Here is a 20,261-nt window from a genome sequence, read left to right as displayed (position 1 = left end):
AACGCCGCCGGGCGTCAGTCCCGTTAACTATTCCCTTTTCATTGCCTTGAAAACATTGCATAAGTGCTGCCTGAGCAGCCTGGTGCTGGTGCTACTCGCCTTCATGGTGCAGGCCCAGGCCCCCATCCCCCGCCAGGGCTACCTGCGCGAAAGCTTCGAAGCCACCTCCTTTCCGCCGCCCGGCTGGCGCGCCGACAACGTGAGCGGCTCCAACTACTGGCAGCGTGAAGACGCCTTAACCCTGGAAGGTCAGGGCAGCGCCGCCCTCGCCCCCTGGGCAGGCGGTACCGACGACGACTGGCTTATCCTGCCGCGCTTCCGGGTGGGGACCACCGATTCGCTCTGCTTCTACTGGCTGCCGTATTTCGTGCCGGCAGCCGTCGATTCGTTCACGGTCAAAATCTCCGTCACCGACAGCGCCCGGGCCAGTTTTACCCGCACGCTGTGGCGAGCCGACGGACCCGCCTACCCCACTGGCTGGTTCGAGCAGGTGCGCCTGAGCCTAGCCGCCTACGCCGGGCAGCGCGTGTACCTGGCCTTTCAATACGGGGCCCGGGATGGGGCCGGCATGGTCATCGACGACGTGGAACTGGGCCGCCGCCCGGCCGCCGACGTGCGTCTGCACCCCCTGCAGCTCAGCAGCACCACCCTGCGCGCCGGTCAGTCGCTCAGCCCCCGTGTGGAGGTGCAAAACATGGGCGCCCAGCCCCAAACCGTGGCCGTAACCCTGCGCAGCACCCCGGCTGGCTACCTCAGCACCCGCACCGTGACGGTGCCAGCGCACCGCCACCAGGTAACGGTGAATTTCGACCCCTGGACGCCTGCTCAGACGGGCAGCTACCAGCTCGTAGCCCAGGCCCCGCTAATCGCCGACGCCCAGCCTACCGACAACGAGGTCAGTGCTAATGTGGGTGTCTTTAACCCCCTGCTCGTACCCGCCTGGCAGCCCCACGCACCCTTGCCCAACGCCCGCAACGGCCACGGTACCACCGCCTACACCGCCGCCGATGGCACCCCCTACCTGCTTAGCGTGGGTGGCCTCGACAGCACTAACCTGCCCGACGGCCAGGTGTGGCGCTACCACCCCGGCACCCGGCAGTGGGTGGCCCGCGCCCCCATGCCCCAGCCCCGGGCTTTCTACGGTGCCCATACCCTGGGTGCGCGGGTGTACGTGCCCGGCGGGGCCGACGGCATTTTCCTGAGCAACGCATCCAGCCGCCTCGACATCTACGACCCCGAGCGCAACACCTGGACCACCGGCCCCAGCCTGCCCCAGGCCACCGCCGCCTACGGCTCGGCCACCCTCGGCGACTCGCTGCTCTACGTGGTGGGCGGCCTGAGTGGCAATGCCGGCGGCAGCGTCGGCTACCGCAGCGTGCAGGTGTTCGACGTGCGCCGCAACCGCTGGGCCCAGGCCACGCCCTATCCCGGCCCGGCGCTGTACGGTCTGAGCGTGGGGGTGGTCGGCCGCAGCCTGGTGCTGGTGGGGGGCGAAGAAGTCGATGCCGGCCAGGTAACGGCCGCCGTGTGGCGCGGCGACCTCGACCCTACCGACCCGCTACGCATCACCTGGACGCGCCTGCCCGATTACCCCGGCGGCCCCGTGCGCTACGCCGTGGCGGCCGGGGCCGAGGTGGAGGGCCACCGCCGGGTGTACGTGACGGGCGGCCAGAACTGGCCCAACACCCCGGCCGCCCAGCGCGCCCGCACCTGGGCCTACGACCTCGACCGCGGCGAGTGGCTGCTGGGCCCGGCCCAGCCCCTGCCGATGCTAGCTTCCTATGCCGCACCCATCACCGTCGGCGACTCGGTGTATCTGGCCGTGGCTGGCGGCTTCTGGCAAACCGATGGCGGCTCTTTCCGTCACAGTTCTGCCCAGCACTGGCTGCCCCTGGGCCGCGCTCACGCCCCCGCCGATGTGGTCGTCAGCAGCACCCGGGCCCTGCATGGCACCTACCGCCACGTCACCATCACCGGCCCGGCTACCGGCGGCCCCGGCCTTGCCACTCTCGATGGCCCGTTGGTGGTGGAGGGCAACCTGATAATCCACGACGGTGGCACCCTGCGCACCGCCTGCCAGCCCCTCACCGGCCCGGGCAGCTTTACGCTGGCGGCCGGGGCTGAGCTGGTAGTGTGCGATGCCGCCGGCATTGCGGCCAACGGCAGCACCGGGGCCATACAGGTGACGGGTACCCGCTCGTTTTCTACCGAAGCTGATTATAGCTACGATGGCCTCGCTACCCAGATAACCGGCTCCGGCCTGCCCGCTCAAGTGCGCAGCCTCACTAGCATCGCGCCCCTGACCCTGAGCCAGCCGGTAGCCATCCGCCAGACCCTGACCGTAAATGACAACGACCTGCAGCTCAACGGCCACGCACTGACGCTGCTCTCCGATGCCAGCGGCACGGCCCTGGTCGTGAACAGCGGCAGGGGCATGGTGCGTGGCAGCACAGCCACCGTGCAGCGTTGGCTCGACCCCAGCCTGAACGCTGGCCCCGGCTACCGCCACTACAGCTCGCCGGTGAGCGGCAATACCCTGGCCGACCTGGCGACGCCAGGCTTCATCCCGGCTTTCAATCCGGCCTATAACTCGTCGGCCGCGCCGGGTCTGGTGGCGCCCTTCCCCACCGTGTTTGGCTACAACCAAGCGCGTCTGGCCTCGGCCACCAACAACCTGAGCATGTTCGACAAAGGTTGGTTCTCGCCCTCGGCTACCGACAGCCTGCCCGCCGGCACCGGCTACACCGTGCACCTGCCAGCCACGGCGAAGGTCGATTTCACCGGCCGCCTGCGCTCGGGCGACTACTCGCTGAGCCTGGCTCGCAACGCTGGCACCACGGCGGCCGAGGCCGGCTGGGCGCTGGTAGGCAACCCCTACCCTGCTCCTCTGGACTGGTCCCTGGTAGCGCCCGCCGACCGCCCCGGCCTCGACGCGGCTCTGTACGTCTTCGAAAGCACCGGGCCGTATGCCGGCCAGTACCGCACTTTCCTGCCCGGCGCGTCCGACCCAGCCTCGGTGTCGCCGCTGGTGGCCAGCAGCCAGGGCTTCTTCGTGCGCGTCAGCCCGGGTCGGACCGGCGGCAACCTAATCTTCCGCAACAGCCAGCGCCTGACCACCTACGGCACCCAGGTCAAGATGCACCGTAGCAGCAGCACCAGCCTGCCCAGCGTCGGCCTCACCCTGACCGGTGCCAACGGCCTCACCGATGAGCTACTGGTGTATTCTAACGCAACGGCTACTACGGGCCTTGACCCCCAGGCCGACGCTGTGAAACTGCCCAACACTACCGGCCTCAACCTCGCCAGCCTAGCTGCCACCGGCGAGCAACTGGCTATCGACGGCCGCCCGTCCTTCACCAGCACTACCAGCATTCCGCTATTTGTAGGTGTGCCGGCCCTCGGCCGCTATACCTTGACCGCCGCTCATCTGGCCAATCTGGTAGGCGTGCGCGTCGAGTTAGTTGACCAGTTCACTGGCACCCGCACCCTGCTCACGGCTGGCGCCAGCTATACCTTCACGCTGAGCAGCTACACGGCCCCCGGGCGCTTCTGGCTGAACCTGAAGCCGGCCACGGCCCCGCTGGCCACAGCAGCCCCGCTCGATGCGCAGGTATTGGCCTACCCCAGCCCCGCCCATGACCACCTCACCGTGCTGCGCCCGGCTGGCCAGGTAGCCGCCGCCGAGCTGCTCAACAGTCTTGGCCAATGCGTGCGCCACCTCGCGCTGCCGGCGGCCGAAACTACGGTAGAGCTGCACGGTCTGGCCGCCGGCGTTTATGCTCTGCGCTTCACACTCAATGGTCAGCCTGTTACGAAGCGCATCGTTATAGAATAGAGCAGAACAAAAACCCAACTGGTAACGCTCCGCAACCTTCCGGTCGCGGGGCGTTTTTGTTCCAATTATGGATATTTGGGAGCGGGCAGACGCCGCTAGCATTTACCGGCAATCAAGGCAGGTACTGAACAGCAATTAATAGGAGCAAGTGTCTCTTTTTATTCCCCAAATTCTGTTGGTAGCCGGCGCCGTGCAGGGCCTGTGCGTGGCCCTGCTGCTGTCGACACGCCGAGTCAATCAAGTAGCGAATTGGTTGTTGGCGGTGCTGCTCGTGCTCATCGCGGCGCAATCCGTGCTGGTGGCCTTCGACACGCGCGCGTTTTTCGTGGCGAACCCGCACCTGAGCAAGATTTCCTGGTTGCTGCCCACGCTGTTCGGGCCGCTGATTTACCTGTTTACGGACAAGCTCACCCGCAAGCGTCCTCGCCTGCGCAGGCGCGATACCTGGTTTCTCCTACCTTTCGGGGCGTGTCTGCTCTATTTGCTGCCTTATTACCTGCAGTCGGCGGCCAAGAAGGTGGCCTACCTCGATGATTTTGCCCACGCATCGCAGGACGATTTTAGCTGGTTAAACCAGCTCATCAACGGGGAGCACCTGGTCTTTGTGCTCTTGGCCTTACGGGTGCTGCACCGGCACGAGCGGCGAATGCGCAACTGCTACTCGGACCTTTCTCGGGTGCGGGTGCGCTGGCTGAAGCAGTTTTTAGGGTTTATATTGGTTATTATGGTCTTTGGTATCGGGGCCTTCTATGCCCGCAAATGGGGCTTGGGCGCCCTGACAACGCTCTACGATTACCACCTGCACTACCTGGGTGCCATTGCCCTCATCTACTGGATTGGCTACAAAGCGCTGGGCCAACCGGCGCTGTTTGGACTCCCTTCATCGCCAGCAGCCCAGCCGCTACCTACGCTTCCGGTAGCGGCTACCCCGACCGGGCCGCCGACTATTCCGGCTACCCAGCCCGAATCAATTCCTGCTCATGAGGCACCGCTCAAGTACCAGAAATCAACGTTAACCCCGGAGCAATCGGCCCTTTACCAGCAGAAGCTACTGGCTTATATGGAAGAAGCCAAGCCCTATCGGCAGAATACCCTCACCTTGCAGGAACTCGCACAGCTGGTGGGCCTCCCCAAGCATCGGCTGAGCCAATTGCTCAACGAACAGCTGGGCAAGAGCTTTTATGACTTTGTGAATGAGTACCGGGTGGTCGAAGTGAAGCAGCTGCTACGCAACCCCCGCTTCGGGCACTATACCACCCTCGCCATTGCCGAAGAGGCTGGCTTCAACTCCAAAGCGACGTTTAATGCCGTCTTCAAGAAAATAACTGGCTTGACGCCAACCGAATACACCAAACAAATTGAAACAGTGGTCTGAATTTGTCGGATTGGACGACGGGCATTAGGCAGCGGCCTAGGTTTGCAGCCTCAACTATCCCTTCTCCGTTCCATGAAAACGCCTTTGTGGTTTTGCCTATTCGTACTGCTATGTGCTCCCGCACGAATAGCACTTTGCCAGGGTGAGCCAGTTCAGCGGCAACTGACGCCCGCCCAGCAGCAAGCCGACTTTCAACTGTTTCGCAAGGCCCTGCAAGAAGTGCACCCCGGGGTGTACCGCTATACCCCGAAGGCCGTCTTCGATGCCCGATTCGACAGCGTGGCCGCGCGCCTCACCCAGCCCCAGAGCGAGCAGGCGTACTACGCCGCTCTCACATCGCTGGTAGTGCAGCTGCGTTGCGGCCACACCAAATTTATTCCGGCCGACCGCGACGACAAATACCCGTACCACACCAGTCAGCTGTTTCCGCTGCGTCTGCACCTGCTCGGCGGCCGGGCCTACGTGCTCTACAACTATGATGGCAGCACTGCCATCCCCGCCGGTGCCGAGCTGCTGCGCATCGACGGACGTCCCGTAGACGACATTCTTACGGGCCTGCTGCCCTACGTGTCTTTCGCCGACGGAGCCACGACTACGGCGAAATGGCTGGAACTGCAGGCTTTCTTTGCCGGGTACTACGCCGCTTTTGCCCAGGCCGCTGACCGCTACACGGTGGAATACCGCCGACCCGATGGACAGGTGGCGCAAACCGAGGTGCCAGCTACTACGCTCACTACCATTAAAGCCGTGGAAAAGCAGCGCGCGCCCGCCGCGCGCTACCCCCTGCAACTGGACTTTCGCCCCGACGGGGCGGCCGTGCTCACCATCGACCACTTTTGGGTGGAAGGCAAGCAGCAGCCCTACGCCCAATTTCTGCGGGAAGCGTTTCGGCAGCTGCGCGCCCGGGGCACCAAGTCCCTGATTCTGGATTTGCGCAACAACGAGGGCGGCAATGACTCGTACGGCACGCTGCTGTATTCCTATCTGGCCAGCAAGCCTTTCCGTTACTACCAGCGTATCGGCACCCACGCCCGCCGCACCAGCATTCAGCGCCAAGTGCATAGCGAGTGGTTTTACGGGTTGTATCGCCGCGTTTTCATCCGCCGCGCCACCGACGGCATCTACGAGTTTCGGGGGCGTAAGGGCCTGAAGCTGCAGCAGCCACAGCCGGAGGCTTTCGGCGGCGACGTGTACATCCTCACCAACGGGTGGAGCTACTCGGTGACGGCCGAATTTGCCGCCGTAGCCCGTCGGGAAAGCCGCGCCACCTTTATCGGGCAGGAAACCGGCGGGGCGTATGGCGGCAACAACAGCGGCTTTTTTGCCTTCGTGCACTTACCGAATAGCGGCATCACGCTGGGGCTGCCGGTGTGGAGCTACTACATGGCCGTACCCGATACCGCCCATCCCGAGCGGGGCATCGTGCCCGATTACGTGGTGGAGCCCACGGCCGCCGACGTGCTGCGCGGCACCGACCGGGAAATGGAGTTCACCCTCGACCTCATTCGCCGGAAAGCAGCGACTTCGGCCCGCGAATGACCTATTCCGGGGTCCCGCATTCTCGCTGCTTTTTTCGACATAAAGCAGACCAAGGCCCCAACTATCAACGCCCCGCAACCCTCCGGCTGCGGGGCGTTTTTTATTCCAATTATAGAAACCTGGGAGCGGGTAGAGGCTGCTCGCATTTACCCGCAATCAAAGAAAGCATTGCACAGCTACTGGCGCTACCCAGCCGTGTTTTCAGCTGAGCGTGTAACCAATAAGGTCTTGTATTGGAGCCGTATGTGTGCGCTGTCATTGCGTGGGGCCGCTGGCCGGGTTAGGGGTAAGCGGCTCCGTGCCGCCAGGGTATAGAGGTTCCCAACACCTAAGAAACGCCATTGCCAGCACTAGCAGCGTAGCTTTTACGGCTTTGTCTCTACCAACCGATTGTATTTGCGCAGCGCGGTTTGTAATCGGTCAGCAGGCAGGGCATAGATGGTGTTGGCGTTGATGCCTTCCATCGTTTCGGCTGCTACCAATGCATTGATAATGGCTTCCTCGGTGGCCTGGGCCGTGGCTTGGTAGAGGCCATCGAGCCGCTCCTTGGGGACTGATTGCCACGTTTCCAAAGTCCCGGCGGCGTTTTCCTGAGCACCACGGGTACTGAAAGCCAGAAAGATGTCGCCGGAGCTGTTGCGCCCCAGTCCACCGGTGCGCGCCACACCAATGGACACTCGCCGGGCTAGCTGCTTGAGTTGCGACGGCAGCAACGGGGCATTGGTAGCTACCACTACGATAATGGAGCCATCTTTTTCCTTGGTGCGGATGATGGGCTTCAGGTCGGTGACTTCACGCCCAACGGGGACGCCCGCGACCAGCAGGTCCTGGCGGCCGCCAAAATTCCCCTGCACGAATACGCCTACCGTGTACTGCGTGGTATCGGTGCGGTCAACCTTTACCACCCGCGAGGACGTGCCGCTGCCGCCTTTGAACAGGAACATCGACATGCCGGTACCGCCACCCACGTTGCCCTCGGCAATGGGGCCAGCATGGGCGGCGTCGAGGGCTTCCCAAACGTGCTTTTTGGTCACGTGCAGGCCGTTGATATCGTTGAGCAGGCCGTCGAAGGTCTCGGCCACCACCGGCAGGCCAAACGAGAAGTCAGCCATGCCGGACTGCTGGCCGCTGAACTGCCGGATGTTCCACTCGCCGATGGCATCGCGCACCACACCCACGCTGTTGGTATTGGTGATGCCAATGGGGCCGGCAAGGGTGCCGTAGTCCTCGATGTAGGGCAGGCCCGTCATTTCCCCATCGCCGTTGAGCGTGAAGTAGGCGGCAGGCACGGCCTGGGAGGTCCGACCCTTCGGCAGAATCACCGTCACGCCGGTCCGCACCGGCCCGTCGCCGGCTTTAAGTGCTCCTTTCCCTTTGATGAGCGTTTTGTAGCCTACCAATACGCCGGGCACGTCGGTAATGGCGTTGCTGGGGCCGGTTTTGCCCTCGAAAGGCACGCCCAGGTCGCGGGCGCGGGGCTTGGGGGCATCTGGGCCGAAAGCAGCGGTACTAAGCAGCAGGCCGAGTAAGCCGCAGGTCGACAGAAATTTCATGACAAATAGCCCAGCCGACGGCTAAGGCATAAGAATGAGCAGCAAACAGTTTGAAAGCAAGCATCCTGTCATAATTGAGCTGTAGCCATAAGCACGACCAGCGGCAGACTTACAATGAGGATGACGAATGCGGGGTCGGCCCTGCCCAGGGCACAGATTGAGGGTAGCGTACCCTACAAATCAATGAGCAGGCTAATGCTGCTGGTTGGGCTGGTCAACCAGCAGAAACCGGTACGGGGAATCTTCGCGATAAGGGCGGCGCCCCGTCAGGCGCTGCATCCATTGATTGACGGGCCCTTGCCAAGTGGCTGGCATGCCAGCCGGAGTGGGGCGTAACAGCTCGTTGTAATCGCTGGCCAGAAACGCGTACGGTGTCAGCGTAACCAGGCGCTTGGGCTGGAAGCCGACGCCGGTATCTTTCAGCCCTTCGGCCCCTACCAGCACCAGCTCGCCCCGGGCGTTGAGCAAGGCTCCGGTTAGCACCAGCACGGTGGCGTAGCTGTTCAGGTCTTCGAGCCGGGAAAAATGCACGATGTGGTCGGAGCCTTCATCCAGGTAGTAATCGGTGCCCGTAGCCTGACCAGTTGACAAGGGGCCCGCCGACTTGATTTTCATCGAGAAATACAGATTGGCTTCGCGCACGATGGGTACGAGCAGGTAGTCCAGGTGCTGGGCCGCCATCAGGGCCACCAGGGCCTGGCGCGTTTTGCCCTGACCGTTCCAGCCCGCCAGTTGCACCACGCCCTTGCCGGGGTTGGGGTTTTGCAGGTTGCGTACGTAGTCAGGTAATTCGCTGGGCGGGTCCTGGTCGGGGCTACCGAAGTACACGTCGGGCAAGTGATTGAGCTTGGTATCCGCAGGTAGGGCCACCGGCGTCAGCCCGGGTTGCCGGCCCAGGTAACGGGTGAGCGAATCGAGCAATTCCGGGGCGCGGGTCTGGCTCAGAATCCGGCTGGCGGCCGGGTGCTGGAGCCGGGCAGGCAGCACCCCAATGCGGGCCGTTGCGCCCGGAATGGCTTTCGGCTGATACGCGTGGTAGTACGGCGAGTGCGTGACGGCCGTGGGGCCGGCAAGCCCCTGGGCCTGGCTCGTCATACTACCGCACCAAGCAGCAATGCCGACAAAGAAGAACCGAAATTTGCGCATAATATTACTGAAATGTTTTTTTACAGAAGAAAGTCTGCTACCAGCTTCGAACCTGGAAAGCAGTAACAAAGAGGCACTCGTGACGCATCTGGCCGGAAACCGGGCGCGGCTACGCGGCATGCCGAGCGGTGCCGTTTCGGTGAAATAGCTTTTCAGCCAGCCGCGGCCAGCGTATCCTGTTTTCAGGCGGCCAGCGACGCTACCAACGCTTCAGCAACCACGGGCTGTGACGGGCGCCGCACCTGCGTGGGGCGCAGACCAAACTTGCGGCGAAAGGCCGTGGCAAAGTGCGCCGGGTTGGTAAAGCCCACGGCGTCGGCCACCTCCTGCACCGGCTGGCTGGTGAGGCTCAGCAGCTGGTGCGCCACGGTGAGCCGGCGCTCGGCCACGTAGCCGAAGACGGTGGTGCCAAACAGCTCCTTGAAGCCCTTTTTAAGCTTGAAGTCATTGGTGCCGAACTGGCGGGCCAGCTGCAGCAGTCCCGGCGGCTCGGCGTAGTGGGCATCCAGAAAGTCGCGCACGGCGTGCAGCATGTCCCGGTCGCGGGAGGCAGGCCGCACCAGCAGCCGGGCCAGTTGCGCCTGCTGCTCGATAAACAAATCGAGAAAACGGGCTTCAAGGAACATTTTTTTGAGCACGCCGCCGTAGGGGCAGCTCACAATCTGCTGGATAATGGCGCGCTGGGCCGGCGTAATGACCGAGCCCGGCGGCAGCAGCACAAACGGCTCGGGCTGCTGTAATTGCCGCTGGTGCAGGCCCAGCCACTCCTCGTTGCTGGCTACGAGCTGGCTGAACAGCTCGCGGGTGAAATGCACCGAGAAGCAGGTGTGTTGCTGGCCCTGAAACGTATAAAAATTGCTGGGCGCCTCGTCGGCCATCATGTTCTGGTGGCCCTGCCCGAAGATGAGGGGCCGGAGCGCGCATGCCCGCGAGTCGATTTGGCCGTCGAGCTGATAGAGCATGGCCAGCCAGGGCTTCTGCACGGCCAACTCCAGGCGCAGGGGCTGGGCGAGGTGGCCCGTTAAGGTGGTGAACTGAAAGCCCTCCAGAAAATAATCCGAGAACTGCATGCCGCTGCCCGCCTGCTGCCAGGTGGTGGTGGCGTGCAGCAGCCCCGCCTGCTCGTCCAAGGTCGTCTGGCAATTATCGGTAAACTCGGCGGTGCGGAACTGAAAAAACGGCTCCATCAGTAACGTGTTAGAGGTTAGGCAATCAAATATAAACCAACCACGCCCACCAGGACGTACCTGCGTGACGCCCGCCAGCCGCCAACGGTTGCCTTGCGCGATGCTGGCGTGCGGCGGACTGTGAGGACTGCCCACACCTCGGGCCACCGCCAACCAGTATCTAGTCAGGTTATTCGCTGGTAATCGAGTCAATCAGCCAGCCCTTGGCGTAGTGACGCAAATGAAAGAGCTTCTTGTTGGATAGTTGGGGATTGGTGGAAAAATCAGCCGTTACCAGGGCCCGGTCGGGGGCTGGGTAGCGCACCTGCTTGGGTACGCGGCCAATCTTATCTACATATTCGTCGCCGTCCTGCGAGGCCAGCACCAGCTCGTAAGCAAAGCCGTCAACATCGCCCTGACTCATCGGATGCCGCTGCAGCGAATCGGCCCAGCGGTGAAAGTAGTGGTCCCACTGCTCCAGATACGTAGGCGAAACGCAGCCGCTGGCTTGCAACGTATTTACAAACTGCGCCGTCTGGTCGAAGTCAATGGCGTAGGCGCGGGTCGTGTCTTCATCCGCCAGGTTCGCCACCAGATTCAGGGCGTTCAGCGCCGCCCGGTGCCGCTTGTAATAGGTGAAGAAGCTCACGGCCGTTTGCTCGGGAGACAGGCTGGGCCTTTGGGTGGGTGCAGCCGCCGGGACCGTAGCAGGCGGCAGAGCTGGCCGCGACTCACTAGCCGACTGACAGGCCCCAAGGCTGGCCAGCAGCAGCACGCTATACCGCCCCATGGCAAAGGACAGGAAATTAATCATACACGCAGTTTACTTGGTGTTTGAACTGGCGGGCCCGCCCGTTTTCGATTATCAGCACGTACCATTCGTCGGGGGCGAGTAGTGCCGGCGGGTACCAGTAGAAATACTGACGGCCGTCGGCTTCGCGCTGCGAATGCTGGTAGCTGGTCGGAAACATGATTTGCAGGTCGTCGGGCGTCGTGCGCTCGGTGAGGCGCCGGGTGCCGAGTTGCACGAGCAGGTGCGGGGCGCGGCGCTGGCTTTGCAGGAACGTCCGCTGCTCGCCGTCGCACAGGTACACTTGGTTCTGGTACACTTCGAACCGGGCCGTCGTGTCGTCGTCAGGCTCGAAGCAGGATTCGGCATCGACAGTTCGGGCGACATAGGTACTATCGGGTGGGCCGAAGTGCCGCTGCAATTCCTGCCGGTCCACGACAAGCGGCAGGCCGCCCACGCGGATACTGGCCGGCAGCACGGTGTCGTCGGCTATCACGGGCCCCGTGGAGACGATGGATTCCCGTGCCGGCGGTAGCGGCACGGCCGCCGTCGAATCGGGCTGCTGCCGGTCAGCGGTCGTCGTTGCCGAATCGGGCGCGCAGGCCACCAGCAACAGGACCCCGGCCGACAAGCGGCAACACGTCTTTAGACTGTTCATTTTGGAAGAGTTTGCTAAGCTTGTAATAGCGCCGCTCAAGTGGCCCGCGTGACGGCCAGATGCTCAAATTCGCCGGCCAGCAGCAGCGTACAGCCTAGGCCTGTAAGGCCAGTGGCCGGGTCGGGCGGTCGGGTGAAGCGCACTTCGTAGTAGCCGCTCAGGAGCTGCTGCTGTGCGTGGTAGACAGAGATGGTCAGGTGGCCAGTCAGCTGCTGAAACGGTAGTTGCTGAGCCAGCTGCGCGTGCGCCTGGCTGCTGGCCGCCAGCTGCCGGGCGTAGTAGTAGGCCACGGCGACTGGCGCCTGTGGCTGTGCGGCGCTGCGCAAGGCGTAGGAGTTGGCCGGCAGCTCCTGGCCCAGTTCCGGCGCCAGGCGCAGGGCGAACCACACCCGGTCGGGCGGGGCCTCGAAGCAAAGCTGTAGCTCCTCCGACTGCCACCGCGCCTGGCCCGTAATCAGGGTGGCATCGTGGATGATACCCCGGCTGGCACCCAGCGCCGCAAAGAAGTAGTAGTGGCCCATCGTCAGCCGCGTATCCACAGTAGTCGGCGGACCTGCGTATTCGCCTTCCTCGCCCGTAGCGGGCCGCTTGGCGACGAGGGGTAGCGCTGCACTCATCGCGCTATCAGTGCTTTACCCAGTAAAATTCCCCACTGAACAGCTTGCCCTGCTTGCTGCACTCGTTGGGGTCGTTCGGGTTGAGCAGGGCCCCGGCGAAGGTGCCCCGCACCCGCTGGCCGGGCACGTACTCCGTCACCACTACCTGGCCGACGGTCGAATAATAGCCCGCCGAAGTGGGGCACACCAGCGCTTTGTAGTTGTTAAAGACCTCGCCCCCGGTTTTGTATTCTACCTGGCTGCCATCATGGTAGACATTCACATCCTGCCGGTAAGGGTAAGTGCCGGCTTTGGTAGCGAAAATGGTAATACTCAAGTCGTCACCCGCTGCGTTGCCGCCGCTGATGCTGTAGGAGGAAAGGGAACACAGGCGGCCTTCGCCCAGCGAGGCGTTGGTATAGGTTTTGGTCTGGCCGTCGAAATTGACTTTGATAAAGTTCGACGAGGCCTGGGGCGCGGGTCCTTCGGCCTGGCAGGCCGACAGGCCTGTCAGCAGCAGGCCAGCCGCCCACATTCTGGAAACAGCAGTCATTTTTAGTGCAGAAAAAAAGGTGGTCAAATGGTGTTTGAAAATTAGCGTGTTTAGGTAGTCGCCCCGATTGAGCGGCTATCGGATGACAAAATTACCGGGGCCTTTTCTGGCCGACTTTCGCCAAACGGAGCATCTTCTTTCTGTGCCGGATTATCCGGTGACAGAGGCTATTCCCTGCATAAAATCCGCTACGCAAAGGAGATGCTCCGTTTGGCGAAAGTCGGCCGCTCAGGGGCCTTCTACTTTTGTGCTGTCATTCTAATAGCACCCCAATCAGGCAGATGCTGCAGCTCTCAGCAAGCAACGCAGCCTCTGGTCAGCGTGACCTCACCGGCTAAAAACTCTGTCTTATGAAGCGCTTCGGCTACCTGCTTTTGTTGTTGCTCGGGCCAGTGGCCGCGGGCTGGTCCCACGCAGGAGCCGTGGGAGCGGGGCGGCCGGCCAAGGCGGTGGTCAGCCATTCGCGGCTCGGTCACGTCCCAGCCGGAGCGCCGGTGCCGCCCGGGCTTTTCCAGCGCGAGCAACCGTATTCGCCGGACCCTGCCACGACGATGGCACCGGCCCCGTCGCGCCCGTCGCAGTCCACCCCACGCAGGGGCCGGTACCGGGTTATCTGGTGTCAGGTTGTGGTACGGTAGCGGAGTTACAGCCCATTTATCATTCAGACATCCGACTCTTATGCAACGCCTTTTTCGGTGGCTTCTCGGCGGGGTATTTTACTGGCTGCCCCTCGCCCTGCACGCGCAGGTTCAACGGGCCGACGTCTACGGATTCCGCCATTATCAGCTGCTGTTCCAGCATGATACCGTGGAGGTGCTCGTAAAATCCCGCCCCGGCGACGAGCACGTGCGCAAGCCCTTACTGCTGTTTTGCCAGGGCAGCCTGCCGCAGCCGCTGCTAAAGCTGGAGGGCGGCGCACCCTACGATGTGTTTCCCTTCTCGCCGGATAAGCTGTGCGTCGCTTACCACCTAGCGATTGTGGGCAAGCCGGGCGTGCCCCTGCAGCAAAACGTGGCCGACCTGGCGTCGAATTTCACCTGCCGGACACCGACGGCCCGCTATGCCGTCAATAACCACCTGACCTACTATGTGCGCCGCAACCGGGCCGTGTTGCGCTACCTGCGGCGCCAGCCCTGGGCCAGCCGGCAGCAGCTGGTGGTGGCCGGGCATTCCGAGGGTAGCACCATCGCCGCCCACCTGGCCCGGCAGTACCGCCGGGTAACGCGGCTTATCTACTCCGGGGGCAACCCGAGCGGCCGCATCCTGTCGATGGTGGCCCAGGGCCGCGCCACTGAAACGGATAGCACCCGGACGGGCGAGAATACGCTGGATTATTGGCAACAGGTTGTAAATAATCCAGGCAGTGATACCACCAAATTGGGTGATACTCCCAAGGCAACCTACTCGTTTTCACAGCCCGCGTCTCCCGTGCTGCAGCGGCTTGCCATCCCGGTACTGGTTACTTACGGTACGAAAGACTGGGGCGCGCCTTACGTCGATTTGCTGCGCGTCGAGTGTGCCCGGCTCGGACGGCGGAACCTGATGTTCATTCCCTACATCGGCGCCGAACACAATTACTTTCCGCTCCTTCCCAGTGGCCAGCCCGACTATGCCGTTTTCAATTGGGACAAAGTAGCCGCCGACTGGCTCCACTGGCTGCAATCCCGGCCGGCAGTCACCAGGCGTAAAATGCCTGGTAAAAATTACTTACTAGTAGACCGCCTGCGCGGCAAAGGATAGGCAGCAAAAGCCTAGCCGTACCCCAGTAAATACGGCTACGCTCGGGGCCCTTTTCTGCCGGACCGGCCGCACGTTTCAACTCCCAGGGACCATACCCTTCGTCCTGGTTTCATTTCGCTGCTATCCTCTGGACAACGCCAGCGAGTTTGGCCAGCGTCAGTGTACTGCCGACTGGTCCCACGTTGCTTTTCCCTTTTCTTCGCATGTCAATTTTTTACGTATCCGCTATCGGCCGCTTCTGCAGCGGCCTGAGCCTAATATTGCTGCTGGTCTTATCGGCCGTGGCTCAACCCACTACCCTACTGCTCGACGACCCCACTGAGGCCGTCGGCCGGCCCCCAGCCCTGGCGCAGGCCCGCCCCCTGCGACTCGACCTGGCGGCGGCCCGCGTCGTGCTGGCGACGGCCCCGCCCGAGGACCAGCCCGGCGCCGCGCCGCTGGTGCTGGCGCTGCCGCTGCCCGATGGCCGCACGGCCCGCGTGGCAGTGTGGGAAACCAGCGTAATGGCCCCCGCCCTGGCCGCCCGCTACCCCCTGATTCATACCTACACTGGCTACGGCCTCGACGACGCCACCGCCACCGTGCGCCTCGATGTGACGCCGGCCGGCTTTCACGCTCAGCTGCTGTCGGCCACCACCGGCACGGTGTACATCGACCCCGCCCGGCGCGGCGATACGCAGCACTACCGGAGCTTTTTCCGGCGCGACATGCGGACGGCACCCATCGAGCGCATGACCTGCGCCGTGGAGCCCGCCACCGAAGCACCTCCGACCAGCCGCCGCCCGGCCGCCTCTGCTACCGCGCCGTTGGCCCGCCGGAGCGGCAGCCTGCTGCGCACCTACCGGCTGGCCCTGGCCGCCACGGGCGAATACGCGGCCTTCCACGGCGGCACGCGGCTCCTAGCCCTGGCCGCCCTCGTGACGACCCTTAACCGCGTGGTGGGCGTGTACGAGAAGGAATTGGCCGTGCGCCTGGTGCTGGTACCCAACAACGACCAGCTCATCTACCTCGACCCGACCACCGACCCTTACACCAACCAGCGTAGCGGCATCATGCTCAATGAGAACCAGGCCAACGTGGACGCCGTGATTGGGACGGCCAATTACGACATCGGCCACGTCTTCGGCTTGAATATCGGGGGGATTGCCGACTACGCCAGCGTATGTACTCCGCGTAAGGCCCGGGGGATGACCGGGCCGCCGGCCCCGGTGGGCGACGCCTTCGACATCGACTACGTGTGCCACGAGATGGGCCACCAGTTCGGGGCCAGCCACTCGTTCAACGGCACCACCGGCAGCTGCACCAACAACCGCAGCGCCGACCACGCCTGGGAGCCCGGCTCGGGCAGCACCATTATGGGTTACGCCGGCATCTGTGCGCCGCAGGATGTGCAGCCCCACTCCGATGCTTATTTCCACGCCGGCAGCTACGAGGAGATGCGCCCCTTTATCGAGGCCACGGCCTGCGCCATGCTGACCCCGACGGCCAACACGCCCCCGGTAGTGGAGTTGCCGGCCAACGACGTAGTGCTGCCCGCGCGCACGTCCTTCCGCCTGACGGCTCACGGGGCCGACGCCGAGGCCGACACGCTCACGTACTGTTGGGAGCAAATCGACCGGGGCAGTGCCGGAGGTCTTACAACTGCTCAAGTGGCCGGTGACAACGTACCGTTGTTTCGCTCTTTCCCACCCCAGCGCCCGGCCACGCGCTACTTTCCGCAACTCGCCGACTTGGTCAGCAACACGGCCAGCGTGGGTGAGCGGCTGCCCACCGTGGCCCGGCAGCTGACGTTTCGCTGCACCGTGCGCGACCAGCACCGGGGCCCGGCCGGCATCATCGGCGGCGTGAGCACCAGCGACTCGCTGCGGCTGCGCGTGACCAGCGCCGCCGGCCCCTTCCGCCTAACGGCCCCCAACACGGCCCTGACCTGGGCCGGCGGCAGCACCCAGACCGTGACCTGGGACGTAGCCGGCACCACCGCCAACGGTGTCGACTGCCCCACGGTAAACATCCGCCTGAGCACCGATGGCGGCTACACCTATCCCACGCTGCTGCTGGCCGGCGCGCCCAATTCCGGCACGGCCGCGGTGACGCTGCCCGCCGTGCAGACCACCCAGGCCCGAATGATGGTGGAGGCGGCCACGAGCTACTTCTTCGACATCTCCGACCAGAACTTCACCATCAGCACCCCGCAGGTGTGCCCGCCGCCCACGGCCCTTGCCGTGAGTAATATCACCGGCACGGCGGCGCTGTTGAATTTTATGCCTGCGGCTGGGGCTACGCAGTACCTGGTCACGACCGTGCCGGCTACCCTGGCGCAGGTGGTGAGTACTTCGCCGGTACCACTCATGCAGCTGGTACCCGGCACCAGCTATACCGTCTCCATCAGCACGGATTGCGGCGCGGACCGGTCGGTCGCCGCCACGGCTGATTTCACAACGCCTGCGCCGCCGCTGTGCGCCCCACCCTCGGAGCTGACCGTGCGCAATGTCACGACGACGACGGCCACGGTAGAGTTCGTGGGTACGCTGGCGGCCGGCAGCTACACCGTGCGCACCCTGCCGGCCAGCAGCACGCAAACGGTGACGGGCAGCCCGACGCCCCTGTCGGGACTGCTGCCCGGCACCCGCTACCAGGTGCTGGTAGAAAGCACTTGTGCGGGGGGCCAGGCGTCGGTGCCCACCACGGCGGTGTTCCAGACCCGCTATCTGCCGCCGGTGAACGACCGCTGCTCCGATGCCCTGCCGCTGACCTGCGGCGTGCCGGTGCCGGGCACCACCAACGGCGCCACCGCCACCGACGACCCCACAATATTCTGCCGCGCGACCATCGACCAGGGTGGGGTATTCTATACCCTTACGGGCAACGGCAGCCCCATCGCGCTGAGTACCTGCGACCCGGCCACTGACTTCGACACGAAGCTCTTCGTCTTTCGGGGTGCGTGCGGCGGCCCCTACACCTGCGTGGTCGGCAACAACGATGCCGCCGGCTGCGCCCCGGCTTCTGCCCTCACGTTCAATTCCGTTGCCGGGCAGGAGTACCTCGTGTTCGTATCGGGCTTTGCCAACCTGACCGGCAATTTCCGCCTGCTGGCAACCTGCCAGCCCACGGCCACTACCGGCCCGGCGGCGGTCCCGGCCCTGGAAGTATGGCCCAATCCGGCCGAGCACGGCCGGTCATTACACCTGGCCCTGTCCACCACGGCTTCCTCCGCCACGGCCACGCTGCGCAACGTGCTGGGGCAGGTAGTCGCGCACACCAACTTCGGCGGGCGGCAGGCCGAATTGCCCATCCCGCAGGTGGCTGTCGGCACCTATCTGCTGACCGTGCAGGTGGCGGGGCAACTCCCGGTCACGCGCTGGGTGGCGGTAGAATAACTGCCTGATTTTTATTTGCTACTGGTCCGTCCTGATGCCATCTCTCAACCACGAAAAACCTGCTGAGTGCCCGCCGCTCCGTGGCGGCCAACCGTGGTGCCACCAGCGTATTTTATCAAAGCTACCGATGCGCTTTTTAGCCCTCTCCATCGGGTTGCTGCTCCCCATTTCCGCCCCGGCCCAACTAACTCCAGCCGTCAGAACCGGGCTCGACAGCGCCCTCTACCTGATGCAAACGCACTCGCTCTACGCTCAGCGCGTCAACTGGCCCGTGGTGCGCGATTCGGTGTACCAGAAGGCCGGCCGGGCCCGGACGCTGGAGGAAGCCTTTCCCGCCCTGCGTTACGCCTTCGACCAGCTCCGCGATAAACACGGCATGCTGGCCGTCGAGTCGCAGCAGTACCGTTACGCGGAGCCTGGGGTGGACCCCGGCCAGCGCCTGAGCCCCGGCATCCGGCAGGAGTACCTGAAAGGCCCCCGCCTGGTGACGGCCCAACTGGCCCCGGGGGTGGGCTACCTGAAAATTCCGCAGATGATTGGCACCGCCCGCGCCTGGGCCGATGGCCGCGCCGCCGCCCTGCGCGACTCGTTGTGCCGCCTGCTGGCCCGCCGGCCCCGCGCCCTGGTAATTGATTTGCGCATGAACGGGGGCGGCAACTCGGCCCCGATGTTGAGTGGTCTGGGTCCGCTGCTGGGCGATGGCGTGAAAACCTACACCATCGACCGCAACGGACAGGTGTCCGGCCGCATGCAGTTGGTGGGGGGCATGGTGGTGGACGAGCGCGGCGCGCCCGTGCTGACGCCCCTGCCTGCTTGCGCTGTGCCGCCCGGGCTCCCCGTGGTGGTGCTGGTGGGCCCCGGCACGGGCAGTTCGGGTGAAATCCTGGCCCTGGCCCTGCGCGACCGGCCCCGCACGCCGCTGATTGGCGAGCCGACATCCGGCTATCTGTCCTCGACGGCGGGTTTCTTCTTCGGGCAGCAAAGCGGCTACTTGCTACTGACTACCGATAACATGGCCCCGGCCTCGAAGCGGCCCGTCTTGTCGCAGGCGCTGACGCCCGACGTGTACGTGAAGAGCGCCGACAACTACCCCAACCTAAGGGCCGACCCGACCGTGCAGGCGGCGCTGCGCTGGTTGAGCCGCCCAACTCACCCAAATAAGAAAATTCGTCGCTGATGAAAGTAAAAAAGTTGCTGCCTTTTGCAGCCTTGCTGGCGGGCAACAGCTGTGAACCCGGGCCACCTCCGCAGCAAGCTGCTGCTGCTACGCCAGTGGCGGTTACACTGGCACCGGCGCAGCCTACGGAAACTCCTTACTACGATACCATCTCCCTCGCCAGGATTTGGGTCAACGGCGAGCCGCTGACAACCAGTCGCCGCGAGCTACGGCGCACTTACGGGCTGGCCGACACGGCATTCGTCGAGTACCACGACGACATCGCCTCGTGTTTGCCCAGTATTGATTCACTGGCGGCCTTTGAGGTTTATAATAGAACACTCTACTTACGCGACGGCCCCAGGCTGGTATTTATGCAGACCTGGCCCCCCGATTCCGTTTTCAGCGTGCAGGTAGGCGCGCACCGGATTGACAATCGCACAGCACTAGCTGATTTGCGACGTTGGTTTCCCCGCAGTTCCAAAGAATTCGGAAATCGCGGGCATACGCACGGTGAAGAAGCACTCTTTCTGCTGGAAGAGCCTGGCTCTGACTTTGAGGCTGACCGCCTCGCCTTCGTCGTACGAGACGGCCGGATTGTGCAGTATAAATACGCGCTCTGGTGCGATTAAATCAGGCCGCCCGAATATCATTGGTAGCCAGCAGGTATTAACAACAAGTAGTGTGTCTGGGGATGTAGCATTCGGTAACGAACGTGTAGCGGGCGCAGACTGCGCCGCTGCCATCTGGCCGCATAGGCAAGAGTGGCTATGAGCA

Annotated in this window: 14 protein-coding genes; 7 read left to right on the top strand and 7 right to left on the bottom strand. The window is 63.7% G+C overall.

Annotation, left to right across the window (positions count from 1 at the left end):
- Positions 1-46 precede the first annotated feature (46 nt).
- The 3 genes from Q5H93_RS06505 (at position 47) to Q5H93_RS06495 (ending at position 6,749) form a co-directional block, all read left to right on the top strand.
- Positions 47-3,835, top strand: a complete 3,789-nt coding sequence (locus Q5H93_RS06505; RefSeq protein WP_305005692.1) for a T9SS-dependent choice-of-anchor J family protein — start codon at positions 47-49, stop codon at positions 3,833-3,835.
- A gap of 205 nt (positions 3,836-4,040) precedes the next feature.
- Positions 4,041-5,210 carry a helix-turn-helix domain-containing protein gene (locus Q5H93_RS06500; protein WP_305005691.1) on the top strand — a complete coding sequence of 390 codons (1,170 nt, stop codon included), beginning with the start codon at positions 4,041-4,043 and terminating at the stop codon, positions 5,208-5,210.
- Positions 5,211-5,282: 72 nt separating this feature from the next.
- Positions 5,283-6,749 (top strand): S41 family peptidase, encoded by a 1,467-nt coding sequence (locus Q5H93_RS06495; protein WP_305005690.1) that lies wholly within the window; start codon positions 5,283-5,285, stop codon positions 6,747-6,749.
- Positions 6,750-7,114: 365 nt separating this feature from the next.
- On the opposite strand, the gene Q5H93_RS06490 is transcribed toward Q5H93_RS06495, so the two are convergent.
- From Q5H93_RS06490 to Q5H93_RS06460, 7 genes are all read right to left on the bottom strand, one after another.
- Positions 7,115-8,302, bottom strand: a complete 1,188-nt coding sequence (locus Q5H93_RS06490) for a DmpA family aminopeptidase (protein WP_305005689.1) — start codon at positions 8,300-8,302, stop codon at positions 7,115-7,117.
- Between the two features lie 192 nt (positions 8,303-8,494).
- Positions 8,495-9,397, bottom strand: a complete 903-nt coding sequence (locus tag Q5H93_RS06485) for a hypothetical protein (RefSeq protein WP_305005688.1) — start codon at positions 9,395-9,397, stop codon at positions 8,495-8,497.
- A 233-nt stretch (positions 9,398-9,630) separates the two neighbouring features.
- Positions 9,631-10,635: an AraC family transcriptional regulator gene (locus Q5H93_RS06480; protein WP_305005687.1), complete on the bottom strand. Its 1,005-nt coding sequence runs from the start codon at positions 10,633-10,635 to the stop codon at positions 9,631-9,633.
- A 169-nt stretch (positions 10,636-10,804) separates the two neighbouring features.
- Positions 10,805-11,428, bottom strand: coding sequence for a hypothetical protein (locus Q5H93_RS06475; RefSeq protein WP_305005686.1), 624 nt, complete (start codon positions 11,426-11,428; stop codon positions 10,805-10,807).
- On the bottom strand, positions 11,421-12,035 hold the full coding sequence (locus Q5H93_RS06470) for a hypothetical protein (protein WP_305005685.1): 615 nt from the start codon (positions 12,033-12,035) through the stop codon (positions 11,421-11,423). Before Q5H93_RS06470 ends, Q5H93_RS06475 begins: the two co-directional genes overlap by 8 nt.
- Positions 12,036-12,097: 62 nt before the next feature.
- Positions 12,098-12,679 carry a hypothetical protein gene (locus tag Q5H93_RS06465; RefSeq protein ID WP_305005684.1) on the bottom strand — a complete coding sequence of 194 codons (582 nt, stop codon included), beginning with the start codon at positions 12,677-12,679 and terminating at the stop codon, positions 12,098-12,100.
- 7 nt (positions 12,680-12,686) lie between these two features.
- Positions 12,687-13,211 carry a hypothetical protein gene (locus tag Q5H93_RS06460; protein WP_305005683.1) on the bottom strand — a complete coding sequence of 175 codons (525 nt, stop codon included), beginning with the start codon at positions 13,209-13,211 and terminating at the stop codon, positions 12,687-12,689.
- Between the two features lie 678 nt (positions 13,212-13,889).
- Here Q5H93_RS06460 and Q5H93_RS06455 point away from each other — a divergent pair.
- The 4 genes from Q5H93_RS06455 (at position 13,890) to Q5H93_RS06440 (ending at position 20,116) form a co-directional block, all read left to right on the top strand.
- A complete protein-coding gene (locus Q5H93_RS06455; RefSeq protein WP_305005682.1) occupies positions 13,890-14,951 on the top strand; it encodes a hypothetical protein in 1,062 nt (353 codons plus the stop codon).
- A 203-nt stretch (positions 14,952-15,154) separates the two neighbouring features.
- Positions 15,155-18,328, top strand: a complete 3,174-nt coding sequence (locus Q5H93_RS06450) for a reprolysin-like metallopeptidase (RefSeq protein WP_305005681.1) — start codon at positions 15,155-15,157, stop codon at positions 18,326-18,328.
- A 127-nt stretch (positions 18,329-18,455) separates the two neighbouring features.
- Complete coding sequence (locus Q5H93_RS06445; protein ID WP_305005680.1) at positions 18,456-19,505, top strand: S41 family peptidase; 1,050 nt, start codon at positions 18,456-18,458, stop codon at positions 19,503-19,505.
- The gene (locus Q5H93_RS06440; protein ID WP_305005679.1) at positions 19,505-20,116 is read left to right on the top strand and encodes a hypothetical protein; all 612 of its coding nucleotides are present in this window, start codon (positions 19,505-19,507) and stop codon (positions 20,114-20,116) included. Before Q5H93_RS06445 ends, Q5H93_RS06440 begins: the two co-directional genes overlap by 1 nt.
- Positions 20,117-20,261 lie beyond the last annotated feature (145 nt).

The sequence above is a fragment of the Hymenobacter aranciens genome (assembly GCF_030580865.1).
Lineage (GTDB): Bacteria > Bacteroidota > Bacteroidia > Cytophagales > Hymenobacteraceae > Hymenobacter > Hymenobacter aranciens.
The sequence above is the reverse complement of the archived record's forward strand: the minus strand, read 5'-3'. Positions and strand labels throughout refer to the sequence as shown.

Bases quoted from the DNA above. Each gene is read 5' to 3' on its own strand.
- Q5H93_RS06495 (WP_305005690.1), top strand. From the start codon at position 5,283: ATGAAAACGCCTTTGTGGTTTTGCCTATTCGTACTGCTATGTGCTCCC.
- Q5H93_RS06490 (WP_305005689.1), bottom strand. From the start codon at position 8,302: ATGAAATTTCTGTCGACCTGCGGCTTACTCGGCCTGCTGCTTAGTACC.
- Q5H93_RS06485 (WP_305005688.1), bottom strand. From the start codon at position 9,397: ATGACGAGCCAGGCCCAGGGGCTTGCCGGCCCCACGGCCGTCACGCAC.
- Q5H93_RS06480 (WP_305005687.1), bottom strand. From the start codon at position 10,635: ATGGAGCCGTTTTTTCAGTTCCGCACCGCCGAGTTTACCGATAATTGC.
- Q5H93_RS06475 (WP_305005686.1), bottom strand. From the start codon at position 11,428: ATGATTAATTTCCTGTCCTTTGCCATGGGGCGGTATAGCGTGCTGCTG.
- Q5H93_RS06465 (WP_305005684.1), bottom strand. From the start codon at position 12,679: ATGAGTGCAGCGCTACCCCTCGTCGCCAAGCGGCCCGCTACGGGCGAG.
- Q5H93_RS06460 (WP_305005683.1), bottom strand. From the start codon at position 13,211: ATGACTGCTGTTTCCAGAATGTGGGCGGCTGGCCTGCTGCTGACAGGC.
- Q5H93_RS06455 (WP_305005682.1), top strand. From the start codon at position 13,890: ATGCAACGCCTTTTTCGGTGGCTTCTCGGCGGGGTATTTTACTGGCTG.
- Q5H93_RS06450 (WP_305005681.1), top strand. From the start codon at position 15,155: ATGTCAATTTTTTACGTATCCGCTATCGGCCGCTTCTGCAGCGGCCTG.
- Q5H93_RS06445 (WP_305005680.1), top strand. From the start codon at position 18,456: ATGCGCTTTTTAGCCCTCTCCATCGGGTTGCTGCTCCCCATTTCCGCC.
- Q5H93_RS06440 (WP_305005679.1), top strand. From the start codon at position 19,505: ATGAAAGTAAAAAAGTTGCTGCCTTTTGCAGCCTTGCTGGCGGGCAAC.